This window comes from Corynebacterium qintianiae, assembly GCF_011038645.2.
Classification (GTDB): domain Bacteria; phylum Actinomycetota; class Actinomycetes; order Mycobacteriales; family Mycobacteriaceae; genus Corynebacterium; species Corynebacterium qintianiae.
Map to the genome: position 1 here is coordinate 693,583 of NZ_CP064955.1, position 13,231 is coordinate 706,813.

At 65.3% G+C, this 13,231-nt stretch carries 15 protein-coding genes; 8 read left to right on the top strand and 7 right to left on the bottom strand.

All coding sequences use genetic code 11. The features are described 5' to 3' along the window. Positions 1 to 24 precede the first annotated feature (24 nt). Genes G7Y29_RS03465 through G7Y29_RS03490 form a run of 6 tightly spaced genes read left to right on the top strand, consistent with a single transcriptional unit; the run spans position 25 to position 4,784 of the window. A complete protein-coding gene (locus G7Y29_RS03465; RefSeq protein ID WP_165002000.1) occupies positions 25 to 393 on the top strand; it encodes a DUF2200 domain-containing protein in 369 nt (122 codons plus the stop codon). Then, complete coding sequence (locus tag G7Y29_RS03470) at positions 390 to 1,517, top strand: YihY/virulence factor BrkB family protein (protein WP_165002001.1); 1,128 nt, start codon at positions 390 to 392, stop codon at positions 1,515 to 1,517. The genes G7Y29_RS03465 and G7Y29_RS03470 overlap by 4 nt, the downstream gene beginning before the upstream one ends. Before the next feature lie 28 nt (positions 1,518 to 1,545). Beyond that, the gene (locus G7Y29_RS03475; protein WP_165002002.1) at positions 1,546 to 2,430 is read left to right on the top strand and encodes an SDR family oxidoreductase; all 885 of its coding nucleotides are present in this window, start codon (positions 1,546 to 1,548) and stop codon (positions 2,428 to 2,430) included. Between the two features lie 10 nt (positions 2,431 to 2,440). After that, positions 2,441 to 3,304, top strand: a complete 864-nt coding sequence (locus G7Y29_RS03480; protein ID WP_165002003.1) for a patatin-like phospholipase family protein — start codon at positions 2,441 to 2,443, stop codon at positions 3,302 to 3,304. After that, positions 3,301 to 4,167: a patatin-like phospholipase family protein gene (locus G7Y29_RS03485; protein ID WP_249399796.1), complete on the top strand. Its 867-nt coding sequence runs from the start codon at positions 3,301 to 3,303 to the stop codon at positions 4,165 to 4,167. Before G7Y29_RS03480 ends, G7Y29_RS03485 begins: the two co-directional genes overlap by 4 nt. After that, positions 4,164 to 4,784 carry a DUF3558 family protein gene (locus G7Y29_RS03490; protein ID WP_165002005.1) on the top strand — a complete coding sequence of 207 codons (621 nt, stop codon included), beginning with the start codon at positions 4,164 to 4,166 and terminating at the stop codon, positions 4,782 to 4,784. Before G7Y29_RS03485 ends, G7Y29_RS03490 begins: the two co-directional genes overlap by 4 nt. Here G7Y29_RS03490 and G7Y29_RS03495 read toward each other — a convergent pair whose 3' ends face one another. Further along, positions 4,785 to 6,419 (bottom strand): peptide chain release factor 3, encoded by a 1,635-nt coding sequence (locus G7Y29_RS03495; protein WP_165002006.1) that lies wholly within the window; start codon positions 6,417 to 6,419, stop codon positions 4,785 to 4,787. A 68-nt stretch (positions 6,420 to 6,487) separates the two neighbouring features. Between G7Y29_RS03495 and G7Y29_RS03500 the strand changes: the two genes are divergently transcribed. Continuing rightward, positions 6,488 to 7,027, top strand: coding sequence for an NADPH-dependent FMN reductase (locus G7Y29_RS03500; protein WP_165002007.1), 540 nt, complete (start codon positions 6,488 to 6,490; stop codon positions 7,025 to 7,027). Here the strand turns inward: G7Y29_RS03500 and pth (G7Y29_RS03505) are convergent. Then, entirely contained in the window at positions 7,024 to 7,575 is a 552-nt protein-coding gene (gene pth, locus G7Y29_RS03505; protein WP_165002008.1) for an aminoacyl-tRNA hydrolase, read from the bottom strand. The genes G7Y29_RS03500 and pth (G7Y29_RS03505) overlap by 4 nt on opposite strands. An 86-nt stretch (positions 7,576 to 7,661) precedes the next feature. Between pth (G7Y29_RS03505) and G7Y29_RS03510 the strand changes: the two genes are divergently transcribed. Next, positions 7,662 to 8,564 (top strand): NAD(P)H-dependent flavin oxidoreductase, encoded by a 903-nt coding sequence (locus tag G7Y29_RS03510; RefSeq protein WP_165002009.1) that lies wholly within the window; start codon positions 7,662 to 7,664, stop codon positions 8,562 to 8,564. Here G7Y29_RS03510 and G7Y29_RS03515 read toward each other — a convergent pair. The 5 genes from G7Y29_RS03515 to G7Y29_RS03535 form a co-directional block, all read right to left on the bottom strand. Continuing rightward, the gene (locus tag G7Y29_RS03515) at positions 8,561 to 9,379 is read right to left on the bottom strand and encodes a fumarylacetoacetate hydrolase family protein (RefSeq protein WP_165002010.1); all 819 of its coding nucleotides are present in this window, start codon (positions 9,377 to 9,379) and stop codon (positions 8,561 to 8,563) included. The genes G7Y29_RS03510 and G7Y29_RS03515 overlap by 4 nt on opposite strands. Next, the gene (gene pth / locus G7Y29_RS03520) at positions 9,376 to 9,894 is read right to left on the bottom strand and encodes an aminoacyl-tRNA hydrolase (protein ID WP_165002011.1); all 519 of its coding nucleotides are present in this window, start codon (positions 9,892 to 9,894) and stop codon (positions 9,376 to 9,378) included. The genes G7Y29_RS03515 and pth (G7Y29_RS03520) overlap by 4 nt, the downstream gene beginning before the upstream one ends. A gap of 10 nt (positions 9,895 to 9,904) precedes the next feature. Continuing rightward, positions 9,905 to 10,597, bottom strand: coding sequence for a 50S ribosomal protein L25/general stress protein Ctc (locus G7Y29_RS03525; protein ID WP_165002012.1), 693 nt, complete (start codon positions 10,595 to 10,597; stop codon positions 9,905 to 9,907). A gap of 155 nt (positions 10,598 to 10,752) precedes the next feature. Next, positions 10,753 to 12,111, bottom strand: a complete 1,359-nt coding sequence (locus G7Y29_RS03530) for an MFS transporter (protein ID WP_165002013.1) — start codon at positions 12,109 to 12,111, stop codon at positions 10,753 to 10,755. A 133-nt stretch (positions 12,112 to 12,244) separates the two neighbouring features. After that, entirely contained in the window at positions 12,245 to 13,222 is a 978-nt protein-coding gene (locus G7Y29_RS03535; RefSeq protein WP_165002014.1) for a ribose-phosphate diphosphokinase, read from the bottom strand. Positions 13,223 to 13,231: the final 9 nt, after the last annotated feature.

Sequence of the window (13,231 nt, forward strand, 5' to 3'; positions counted from 1 at the left end):
CTAGGAGCAACTAGAGTTGCGTGCATGGGCAACACCAACCTCGAGCGCGTCTATTCCTATCCCTTCGGGGATATCTACGCGAACTACGTGGCCAAGGTCGAGCGGAAGGGGAAAACGACCGAGGAGCTCGACGAGGTACTCGGCTGGCTCACCGGCTACACCCCGACCGGCCTGCACGAGGCGGCAGACGGGGGCGGGGACCTGCGCGGGTTCTTCGCCAACGCGCCGCGGATCAACCCGCGCGCCGATCTGATCACGGGAGTGGTCTGCGGGGTGAGGGTCGAAGACATCGGCGAGGAGCTGATGCAGAAGATCAGGTGGATGGACAAGCTTGTCGACGAGCTTGCCCGCGGGAAGAAGATGGAGTCGATCAAGCGGTCCCCGAATACATGATGGGGAGTGAGGTAGCCGCCCACCGCGCGGAGGTGGTGATGCCCTACGGCCCGGGCGAGGCCGTCGTGGTCGACCCGCCGCACCGGCGCGACAACCCGCTGACCTTCCGGGAAAACCGGCTCAACCGCCACGGCTGGGCGTTGGTAGGCAAGCGGATCGTGATGGATTTCGGGATGGACGCCATGGTCGATCGCGCCGCGGCTTTGACCTACTACGCGCTGCTTTCGATCGCGCCGACGGTGCTGGTGCTCTACTCGGTCATCGCGCTACTGCTTCCCCGGGACCAGGACGCGGCGGCGGATATCCTCGTCGAGTTCGTGGCGCGGTACGTGCCCAGGCAGCTGGAGACAGAGGCGGCGGACTTCCTGTTGGGGGTCGTGGGAACGCCGTCGCAAAGCAGCGTCGCCCTGGTGGTCTCCGTTCTGGTCTCCCTGCTGTCCGCATCGGCGTACGTGCGCTCGTTTTCGCGCAACGCCAACGTCATCTACGGGCGTGCGGAAGGCCGCAGCCTCCCGGCCACCTGGCTGACCATGTGGCTGCTCACCATCGTCCTCCTGCTCGGCGCGGTGGTGCTGCTGCTGGCCTCCCTGCTGCGCGAATCCCTGGTCCTCGGGGTGCTGCGCCCCGTGGCGGAGCCGCTGGGGTTAACGCCAACCGTGGAGTACCTCACCCAGATCTTCCTCCCGGTGTGGCGGTGGGTGCGCCTGCCCGTCATGGCGGTCGCAGCGGTGCTCCTGGTGGCGCTGTTGTACTACTTCGCCCCGAACGTGCGCCCGGGCAGGTTCCGCCTGCTCACCCTCGGCTCCTTCGTCGCCCTGGTCATCATCGGCGCGGTGTGGGCGCTGTTCGGTCTGTACCTGTCCACCATCGGGGTCCGCAGCGCCTACGGGGCCTTCGGTGCCGTGCTGGCCGTGCTGGTAGTGGTGTGGGTGATGAATATCGTGCTGCTGCTCGGGCTGAAGGTCGACGCCGAGGTGCTGCGGGCCAAGGAGCTCCAGCTCGGGTTGGACTCCGAGTACACCATCCAGGCGCGGCCGCGCGCGACGAAGGCGGTCAAGCAGCGTTTGCAGCAGCAGCGCTGGGCGCACCGCTCTGCCCGGGAGATAGCCGGGAGGAACGCATAAGGCGAGTTTTACGCGTACCCTCGGCCTCATGACACTTACTGATCCCCGCAAAAAGTACCCCGTTATCTCCCCGCCGGAACAGTCCCAGGAGAACCCCGGCCTCGATGCCGAAATGACTCCCAAGGCCGACCGCGGTGAGGAGTCGTACAAGGGCTCCGGCAAGCTCGAAGGCCGCAAGGCCCTGATCACCGGCGGCGACTCTGGCATCGGTGCCGCCGTTGCCATCGCCTACGCCCGAGAGGGCGCGGACGTGGCGATTGCCTACCTCCCGGCAGAGGAGGAGGACGCGAAGGTCATCGTCGGCCTCATCGAGGACGCGGGTCGTAAGGCCGTTGCCATCCCGGGCAACCTGGAGAACCGCCAGGCATGTTTCGATACCGTGGAGAAAGCCGTGAGCGAGCTCGGTGGCATCGACATTTTGGTCAACAACGCCGGTCGCCAGATCTCCCACGACAACTTCCTCGATATCTCTGAGGAGGAGTGGGACAAGACGATGAAGACCAACATCTATGCCCCCTTCTACCTGGTGCAGGCCGCGGTGCCGCATATGGAGCCGGGCAGCGCGATTATCTTCTCCTCCTCGATCCAGGCGTACGACCCCTCGGACACCCTGGTGCACTACGCCGTGACGAAGGCGGCGATGAACAATATGTCGAAGGGCCTGTCTATGGCGCTTCTCAGCGACAAGGGCATTCGCGTCAACGCCGTCGCCCCGGGCCCGATCTGGACCCCGCTGCAGCCGTCACACGGCCAGCCGATGGAGAAGCTGGTGCAGTTCGGCCAGGAGTCCGAGATGGGCCGCGCCGGTCAGCCCGCCGAGCTCGCGGGCGCGTACGTGTTCCTCGCCTCGGAGGACGCGTCCTATGTGTCCGGCGAGACGCTCGCTGTGACGGGCGGCGCGCTCACCCCGTAATCTGGGGAGCATGATCGACGCCCGCGATACCGCCCTCATCATTGAAGGGGGCGGTATGCGCAACTCGTACACCGCCCCCGCCATTGTCAAGCTGATTGAGCAAAAGGTGCAATTCGGCTGGGTCGGGGGCGTGTCCGCTGGCTCCACCCACACGCTCAGTTTCGCCTCCCGCGACGCGGAGAGGGCGAAGTGGGCGTTTACCGACCTCGCCACCCACCCGGAATTCGGGGGGTGGCGCTCGTTTGTCCGCGGCACGGGATTGCTCAACTCCGATTTCATTTACGAGGGATCGGCGCAGGTCCGGCCGCTGGACTTCGACACGTTCGCGTCGACGACGGAGGAGATCCACATCGAGGCGACTCGCGCGGACACGGGTGAGACGGTGGTGTGGAACCGAGCGGATCTCGCCGAGGTTGATTCCATCACCTTGGCCGTCCGCGCATCTTCCACGCTGCCAGTCATCATGCCCATCACGCTTATCGACGGCGTGCCCTACGTCGACGGGGCACTCGGCTCCTCAGGTGGGTTACTTATCGACGCCGCGCAGCGCGCCGGGTACGAGAAATTTCTCGTCCTGGCCACCCGCCCGCGCGACTACACCAAGCCCGTGCCCTCCCGGCCAGGTGTGATCAAGCGGGTGTTTCGCCGGCACCCCGCCGTGGCGGAGGCGGTGCTCGGCCGCCCGGAGCTGTACAACGCTGCAAAACAGACAATGCTCGATCTCGAGCAAGCTGGACAGGCGTACATTTTCTTCCCGGAGAACATGATGGTTGAGTCCACGGAGCGCAACGTGGCAAAGCTCAACGCCAACTACGCCGCTGGTGAGGAGCAGGTGGAGCGCGAGTGGCCGCAGTGGAGGGAATTCCTCGCGTGATCGATGCCCGAGACACCGCGCTGATCGTCGAGGGTGGGGGCATGCGCAACTCCTACACAGCGCCCGCGATCGTGCGCTTTATTGAGGAAGACGTGCGCTTCGGCTGGGTCGGCGGAGTGTCCGCGGGCGCGGTCCACGCCGGCAACTACGCATCCAGTGATGCCGAGCGCGCCAAGGCGGTGTTCACAGATTTCGCCACACACCCGAAGTTCGGCGGATGGCTCAAACTGGTGCGGGGCCAGGGCTACTTCAACTCGGATTTCATCTACGGGGATTCCCACGGCCTTTTGCCCTTCGACTTTCCCGCGTTCGAGGCGAGCGGTGTCGAGCTGCACATCGAGGCGATGCGCGCCGACACCGGGCAGACGGTGCGCTGGACCCGTGGAGATTTCCTCGCGGACGCGGACCTGTTGCGCCTGGCTACCCGGGCGTCGTCCACCGTGCCCAAAGCCATGCCCATCACGCTTATCGACGACATCCCCTACGTCGATGGGGCACTCGGCGAATCCGGGGGCCTGCTCATCGCCGCCGCGCGGCGCGCCGGTTACGAGAAATTCGTCGTCCTCGGCACGCGTCCGCGCGATTATTGGAAGAAGCCGATCACGCAGGTCTCCGCGGTGCGCCGCTTCTTCCGAAAGCACCCCGCCATCGCCGACGCGCTCGAGGTGCGTTCCCGGCGCTACAACTCCGCCAAACAGGCGGTTCTCGACGCGGAGGAAGCCGGTAACGCAGTCGTGCTGTTTCCGGACGACATGCGCGCCGAATCCACGGAGCGCCGCCTGGAGCGGCTCAACGCCAACTACCTCGCCGGCGCGAAACAGGTGGAGCGGGAGTGGGGCGCGTGGATAGACTTCCTCACATGAGAATCCCCCTGACACTCACCCTCGCGTCTGCCTCGCTGATCGTGGCGGGCTGCGCGAGCGAAGCTCCCGAGCCAGTGGTTGAGGAGGTCACCTCCACCGTCACCTCGACAACGACCGTGCCCCCATTCGAGCCCGACGACCCAGTCGAGAAAGACGACGCGTTCACCTTCTCGGCGGGGAAGTACGAGCTGGGGCCGCTGGAGGGGGAGGCGGAGCTGTTTAACGCGTGCGAGTCTTTGACGTCCGCGGAGTTGAAGAAGCTGGACCTCGAGGTCGCCGGCGACGTCGATCAGACGCAGACCACGCTGTCCTGCCCGATGATCAAGGGCGGGGACTCGGCGGTTGCGTACGTGGTCACCTCCATCGCTGGCAGTCGGGCTACCGTGGGCGAGTTCGACGAGAGCCTGAGGATTACGGAGCTCAAGGCGTCGACAAGCGTGCCCAATCTGTACCTGGGTCAGTACGGCGGCCAGCCGCCGATGTGCGGGGCCTTCGTGGACACCACCAGCGGGATCTTGAGCGTCAACGTCGTGGACACTCGCGCGGAGATGCCGGTGGGCAAGCAGTGCGAACGGGCGCAGAAGACGCTCGAGTCGCTCTACAAGATCGGCAAGTAGTTAGTCAGCCACCAGCGGATCCATCGTCAGCTCCGGGTGCTCCTTCTCCACGAAGGCGAGCTTCCACTTGTCACCGAAGAGGGCGATGAGCTCGCCGTCCGTGCGCGTGAACACCTCGACGCCGCGCTGACGGCCCAGCTCCACCGCGGACTCGGCGTCGGTGCGCCGCGCCACGGAGTAGGGGACCGGCTCGGTGACCGTTTCCACGTTGTACTCGTTGTCCATGCGCGCCTGCATGACCTCGAACTGCATCGGGCCGACTGCCGCCATGACCGGTGCAGCGTCGCCGCGCAGGTCGTTGCGCAGGATCTGGACCACGCCCTCGGCGTCGAGCTGCTCGAGTGCCTTGCGGAACTGCTTGTATTTGCCCAGCGACTTAGCCCGCAAAGTGCGGAAGTGCTCCGGCGCGAACTGCGGCATGGGCGGGAATTGCACCTTCCGGCCCTCGTAGATGGTGTCACCCGGCGCCAGCGACCCCGCGTTGACCAGGCCGATGATGTCACCCGGGTAGGCGGTCTCCACGGTGTCGCGGGTGCGGCCGAACACCGTCAGCGCGTACTTGGTGGAGAAGCTGCGGCCGGATTGCGCGTGGGTGACCTGCATGCCGCGGTCGAACTCGCCGGAGACGACGCGCATGAAGGCGAGCGTGTCGCGGTGGTTTTTGTCCATGCCGGCCTGGACCTTGAACACCACACCGGAGAAGTCACCGTCGAGCGGGCGCGTATCATCCATCGCGCTTGTCGACGCCTCCACCGCCCGCGGATCCGACTCCCTCGGCGCGGGTGCCGGGGCGATGGCGCACAGAGTGTCCAGGATCTGGTGCACGCCGAAGTTGAGCATGGCGGAGGCGAAGATCACGGGCGAGGTGACGCACTGTTCGAAGAGCTCCTGGTTGTGCACTGCGCCGTCCGCGGCGAGTAGCTCGGCCTCCTCCACGGCGGTCTCCCAGGCGTCCTCTTCCTTGGCCCGCGCGTCGCCGGGGGAGTAGTGCTCCTCGGGGGCGATGGTGGAGCCGCCGGCGGTGCGGGTGAAGTGGATGTAGTTGTCGGCTTCACCGTCGCCGTTGATATGGGCGAGACCGCGGAAGTCGCCGGCCTCGCCGACGGGCCAGTACAGGGGGGTGGGCTGGAGGTCGATTTCGGTCACGATTTCGTCGATAAGTTCGAGCGGCTCGCGGCCGACGCGGTCCCACTTGTTGATCACGGTGACAATCGGCAGGCCGCGGGCCTTGCAGACGCGGAAGAGTTTCAGGGTCTGCGGCTCGAGGCCCTTGGCGGCGTCGATGAGCATGACGGCGGCGTCGACGGCGGAGAGCACGCGGTAAGTGTCCTCGGAAAAGTCGGCGTGGCCTGGCGTGTCAACGAGGTTGATTACGTAGGGCTCGACGGCGCTGGTGTTCTCCGGGAGGTACTCGAATTGCAGTGCGGACGAGGCGATGGAGATGCCACGGTCCTTCTCCATCTCCATCCAGTCTGAGACGGTGGCCTTGCGGTTGCCCTTACCGTGGACGGCGCCGGCTTCGGAGATGACGTGCGCGTGGAGCGCGAGCGCCTCGGTGAGGGTGGACTTGCCGGCGTCGGGGTGGGCGATGACGGCGAAGGTGCGGCGGCGCGCGGCCTCGGAAAGAGTGCTCATAGTTGCCCCACGATAGTCTGTGTATAGTGGAACCCGATAATTGTAGATGCATCAACAAAGGAGGTTTCATGACCATCGGCATCATTCTCGGATCCACCCGCGTCGGCCGCGCCGGCGAGGCCGTCGCCCACTGGGTGAACGAGGCCGCGCAGCAGCGCGAGGGCTTCGACTACCGCCTGCTCGACCTCAAGGACTTCAACCTTCCCCTCTACGATGACGAGACGCTGCCGATGATGGCCGGCAAGAACTACGACTCGCCCGAGGTGACCCGGTGGTCCGAAGCCATCGACGCCTGCGAGGCCTTCGTCTTCGTCACCCCCGAGTACAACCATTCGGTCCCGGCTCCGTTGAAAAACGCCGTCGACACGCTCGGCACCGAGTGGTACGGCAAGCCCGTCGCCTTCGTCGGTTACGGCGCCGCGGGTGGCGTGCGGGCCGTGGAGCACTGGCGGCAGATCACCGCGAACTTCCAGATGCCGAATGTGCGCAACCAGGTTGCCGTCTCCATCATGACTGAGTTCCCGGACGGCCGCTTCGAGCCGGCGTCCTTTCAGGCCGACAGCCTCACCGCAGTGCTCGCCGACCTTGAGGCGATGCTCGCCCGCTAGCGCGAGTGAATCTCGTGCTGGGCTCTGGCCAAGCCCTCGGCCACAATCAGGCGCACCGCCTCGGCGGCTAGCCTGATCTGCTCCGAGATATCACCCTCGACCGGCGAGAGCACGTAGTCGGGCACTGTGGTGCCCGCCGGCGGGCGGCCGATGCCGATGCGCACCCGCAGGTAATCGCGCGTGCCCAAGTGGTCTGTGAGCGACTTCAGCCCGTTGTGGCCGTTTTCGTTGCCGCCCAGCTTCAGCTTCACCGCGCCCCGGGGCAGGTCCAGCTCGTCGTGACACACGATAATCCGCTCCGGCGCGACGTCCAGCCTTTTCGCGGCAGGTGCGACATCCTCTCCCGAGGAGTTCATGTAGGTCGACGGTTTCATCAAGGCGACGCCCTGAAGCTTGTCGTTTGAGAGCTCGTCGACAACCATGTAGCCGACGTTGTGCCGTGTCGCGGCGTATTCCGGCCCCGGGTTCCCTAAGCCGACGACGAGCCACTCCGCAGAGCCGGTGGGGTTAGCGGGGCGGGTGAACAGGTTTTTCAGAAAGCTCAGCACGCCTTCCCAATGTAGTGCGCCGGACGAGCAGACCCCCCAAACCCGCGCCACAGTGTTTGAACGTCAGGATCCGGTAGAAGGGGAGTATGGATTTCCCACCAGTCATCGCCGCGCCAATGGCGGGCGGGCCGAGCACCCCCGCCCTCGTTAACGCCGTCAGTTTCGGATTTCTCGCTTTCGGTACTTGCTCCGTCAACGAGGCACGCGCCCAGCTGGACGAGGTGGAGGGCCCCTTCGGAGTGAATCTCTTTTACCCGCAACAATTCGAACCCTCTCCGGAACTCGTGTCCTCCGTCGCCTCGGATTTGCGCGCCGACGTGCCCGCCGTGGATTTGACGAGCGGTTTCGCGGAAAAGCTCCGCCTCACCTTGCGAGCGCGTCCCTCCGTTGTGTCGTCAATGTTCGGATGCTTCACCCCCGGGGAGATCGACGCCATCCACGAGTGCGGTGCGAGCGCCTGGGTAACGGTAACCAACGAGACCGATGCGCGTGTGGCCGCAGAACGTGGCGCGGACGCCCTTGTCGTGCAGGGACCGCAGGCAGGTGGGCACCGTGGCACGTGGTCCCCTGAGCTCACCCCCGACACGCGCAGCCTCACAGATCTGCTGGAGTCGGTCGGTCCGATCGGCCTTCCGATGATCGCGGCCGGAGGTGTGCGCTGCGCGGGTGACGTTTCGAAGCTGCTCGGTCGCGGCGCAGCCTCCGTTGCGTGTGGCACCGCCTTCCTGCTTGCCGACGAGGCCGGCACAAGCGCGAAGAACCGCGACATGCTCAAGGCGGGCGGGCGCACCGTGCTCAGCCGGGCGTTCTCGGGGCGCTGGGCGCGTGGGGTGGAAACGGAATTCACCCGCGCGAACCCGGACATGCCGCCGGTCTACCCGTACCTGAAACCGATGGTGCCGGAAAACCCTTATTGCCTGGCGGGGGAGAACTTCGACGCCATCCTCGAAGCACCTGCGGCCGAGATCGAAAAAGCGCTCACGCCCTAGATCACGCGCGTGGTGTTATCAATTACGCCGAGGCCGGCGATACCGACGCGGACCGTATCGCCGTCGCGCAGGTACCGCTTGGGCTCCCGTGCGTGGAGCACACCAGCCGGGGTGCCGGTGGCGATCACATCGCCGGGGTTGAGCGGGTAAAGCCGGGAGATGAAGGCGATGAGGTGCTCCGGGCTGAACACCAGGTCATCAGTGGGGGCGGACTGCATGACCTCCCCGTTCAGGCGCGTTTCCAGCTCGGGACCGGGGACCCACTCGGTGTCCAGCCACGGGCCGAAGCCGGCGGTGTTCTCCAGTGACTTGCCCTGGTGCCATTGCTGGGTGCGCTTCTGGAAGTGGCGCTGGGTGTAATCGTTGATGACCGCGTAACCGGCAATGTGGCCTGCTGCGTCGGCCTCGTTGACGTTGTGGGCTCGCTTCCCGATCACCACCGCCAGCTCCCCCTCGAAGTCGAGGGTCTCGGCATTGGCTGCGGCAACCTCGACATCGTCGTTAGGTCCGATCAGCGCGTCGGCGAATTTGACGAAGAGCGTGGGAACGTCGGGGCGATCGTGGCCCATCTCGGCTATGTGCGCGGCGTAGTTCAGGCCCACGCAGATAATCTTCTCGGGACGCGGAACCACGGGGCCAAGCTCTGTCGGCACGAAACTCACGGCGTCGCCCTCGACGAGTGCAAGCTCCCGCCAACCCGGGTCGCGCAGTAAGTCACCCACATCACTGAATCCCGGGATCACCACGGCGTTCGAGTCATCGACGATACGAACGGCTACTGTCGCGGGGGCGGAGCGCAACGTTGCGAGTCTCATAGATCAAGCATAAGCAGGTCGACCGCGTCGGCGGCCACAATCGGCAGCTCTTCGGCTTCTTTCTTGGAAAACGGCTTGAGCACGTAGTCCGCCGGAGCCATGCGCCCGGGCGGGCGGCCAATACCCACGGCCAGCTTGTTGTAGTCGCGCGTGCCCAGCGAAGCGGAGACCGATTTCAGGCCGTTATGGCCGTGGTCGCCGCCGCCAGCGCGCAGCTTGACCTCGCCGAAGGGGAGGTCAAGCTCGTCGTAAAGCACGTAGATCTCGCTCGGGGAGACCTTGTAGTAACCGGCGAGCGCCTTGACGGGCCCGCCGGAGACATTCATGTACCCGCGCGTGCGGGCCAGCACCCGGCCACCGCTGAGTTCGGCGACCTCGGTGTTTGTTTTCTTGTGCACACTCAGGCGCGCACCCTCCCTGTCCAGGAGCTCGTCGAGGACGACCACGCCCGCGTTATGGCGGGTCGCGGCGTAGGAAGGGCCAGGGTTGCCCAGCCCGACAATGAGAGCAGTCACATAAGAGAGACTACTCGGAAGCGCCCTCGTCGCCCTCGCCGCCGTCGGCGATCTCGACGTCCTTGGCGTTGTCGGCGTCAGCGTCGCTGGAGTCGGCGCCTGCCTCAGCACCGCCCTCCTCGGCCTCGGCTGCAGCGGCCTCGAGCTCCTCGTCCTCCTGGAAGAACGTGACGTTGACAACGAGCGCCTCCGGGTCGGAGGTGAGCGCGGCGCCGGCTGGCAGGGTCACATCGCCGGCGACGACCTGCTCGCCGATTTCCTTGCCCTCGATGTTGACGACGATCTCGTCCGGGATATTCAGGGCGTCGACCTCGATCTCGAGGACGTCAACCTCCTGCAGGACCACGGCGTCCTCGACGGCCTCGCCCTCGGTGACAACCGGGACCTCGACCGTGACCTTTTCGCCGCGCTTGACGCCCAGCAGGTCGATGTGGTCGATGTCGAGAGTGATGACGTTCTGGTCGATGTTCTTGACCATGCAGAGCAGCTTTTCGCCGTCGACATCGAGCTCGAGGATGGCATTGGAGCCGTCGTTGCGCACGAGCGCAGTGATCTCGATGCGGTCGACGGCGAAATGCACGTTCTCGATGCCGGATTCGTAGAGGACGCCGGGGACCTTGCCGTCGCGGCGCAGGCGGCGGGACGCGCCCTTGCCGAATTCTTCGCGCTTTTCTGCCTTGACGACGGTGGGTGTGGTAGCCATGAAAAACTCCTAGGGTTAGTGCTGGCCACAGGAAAAGCCTGCGACCACGTAAAACGGGAAACGTTCTCGTCGAGTGATCGCAGGCTTTGAAGATCAAGTCTGGAAATCGCAATCGCGTCGATAACGGCCATCATCGAAGGCCCTCGCCGAGACCGCTACATTTTAACAGGTGCGGGTTCCCACACAAAATGCCCGGAGGCCTGCACGTCCTCGTGCTCATGGCCGAGCGGAATGCCGTTTCGCTCGCGGATGAGCAGTGACACAGCAAGGCCGATAACGGTCGCAGCCATGAGATAGACCGTGATCGCGTCGGTGGATCCGGTCGCTTCCCGCAGCGATGCCGCGATGGTGGGTGCGAAGGCGCCACCGAGGATCGCACCGATGGCATAGGTGATTGACGCGCCAGAGGCACGGATGGAGGCGGGGAAGAACTCAGCGAACAAGGACCCGATCTGGCCGTATGTCAGGCCCAAGCCGACGGCGAGGAAGATCAGCGCCGCGTAAAGCTTGGGCAGCTCGGCGGTGTTGACCATCGGGAAAAGCAGCGCGACACCGACCGCCTGGACGATGAACCCGATGACAAGACTTCGCTTGCGTCCGATGTAATCCGAAACCCAGCCGGTGAACGCCGTTGAGACCATCCATGCGGCCGCTGACGCGGTGACGGCCCACAGGACGTCCCCACGTTCCATGCCGAGTTCGTTGGTGGCGTATTTCTGGATGAAACCGCCGGTGGTCATGTAACCAACGGTGCCGTTCGCCGCGAAGATGAGCGCGCCGGTGAGCACCAGAGGGCTAAACCTCGCGAACAGAACGCCGATCGGGTTCTTCGCGTCGTGCGCGCGGTCGGCGGCCATCTCCTCGTACACCGGCGACTCGTCGACCCCGACGCGGATCCACCACCCGATGAACATGAGCACGAGGGAGAAGATGAAGGGCACGCGCCAGCCCCACTCCATGAAGGCGTCACCCGGGGCGATGATGTTCATCAGCGCAAGCGCCGCCGAGGACATGAGAAGACCGGCGGGCGCGCCCACCTGCGGCCCGGCGCCGAACAGGCCGCGCTTGTTGCGGGGCGCGTGCTCCACCGCGAGGAGTACCGCGGAACCCCATTCGCCACCGGCCGAAATGCCCTGCACGATGCGCAGGACCACGAGCATTATCGGCGCAGCGACCCCTGCCCCAGCGTATGTGGGTAGCAGGCCGATGAGGGTGGTGGCCGCACCCATCATCAACAGCGTGACCATGAGCACGGTGCGGCGACCGACCTTGTCCGCGAAGTGGCCCGCGAGGAACGCGCCGAGGGGGCGGAAGAGGAAGGACAACCCCACCGTGAGGAACGATACGATGGTGGCCGCGGCGGGGCCAATGGGGCCGAACATCAGTTCCCGGAACACCAGGCCAGCGACGGCAGCGTAGAGGAAGAAGTCGTACCATTCGATGGCGGTGCCGATCGTGGTCGCGGAAATGGCGCGGCGGCGCTCTCGCGCTCTGGTTTTGTCGTGGTTACTCATCAGTGTCCTTATCGGGCCGGTCAAGCGAAGTGTTAGTTGTGACCAGAGGCACAGCTTACTGGCAAGCCAGCCACAACCGTCACATGACCACGACAGAGTTACCGGGTGTGTCGACCTTAGCGGCCGACTGCGGTTAGGCCTGGCCCTCGAACAGCGTGGTCACCGAGCCATTCTCGAATATTTCGCGGATCGTGCGAGCCAGGAGAGGGGCGATGGATAGCACAGTAAGGTTGTCCCAGCCCTCGGTGTTCTGGGGCAGAGTATCGGTGGTGATGACCTCCTCGGCGCCGCACTGGCTGAGGCGCTCGCGCGCTGGCTCGGAGAACACACCGTGGGTGCAGGCGATGAGTACGGACTTGGCGCCCGCATCCTTGAGCACGCCGACGGCGCCGGCGATGGTGCCGCCGGTGTCGATCATGTCGTCCATGAGGATGCAGTCTTTGCCCTCGACGTCGCCGACCACGCGGTTGGAGACGACCTTGTTGGCGGCGTCGATGTCGCGGGTCTTGTGCACGAACGCCATGGGGGCGTCGCCCAGCGTGTTCGCCCACTTCTCGGCCTGTTTCACGCGGCCGGCGTCCGGGGAGACCACACACAGGTTGTCGAGCGCGTACTTGGACTTGATGTACTCCGTCAGAATGGGCATGGCGTGCATGTGGTCGACCGGGCCGTCGAAGAAGCCCTGGATCTGGTCCGTGTGCAAGTCGACGGAGACGATGCGGTCCGCACCAGCGGTGGCCAGCAGGTCGGCGACCAGGCGCGCGGAGATCGGTTCGCGGCCGCGGTGCTTCTTGTCCTGGCGCGCGTAGGGGTAGAACGGCACGATCGCGGTGATGCGCTTCGCCGAGCCGCGCTTGAGCGCGTCGATCATGATGAGCTGCTCCATCAGCCACTTGTTCAGCGGCTGGGCGTGGGACTGCATGACGAAGCAGTCGGCGCCGCGGACGGACTCCTCGAAGCGGATGAAGATTTCACCGTTGGCGAAGTCGCGGGCGGTGGTGGGAACCAGCTCGATGCCGAGCTCTTCGGCCACGGCCTCGGCGAGGTCCGTGTGGGCGCGCCCGGTGAAGACCTTGAGGTCCTTGTGGTTCTCGGTGGAGTATCCGGTCATGTGAGGATT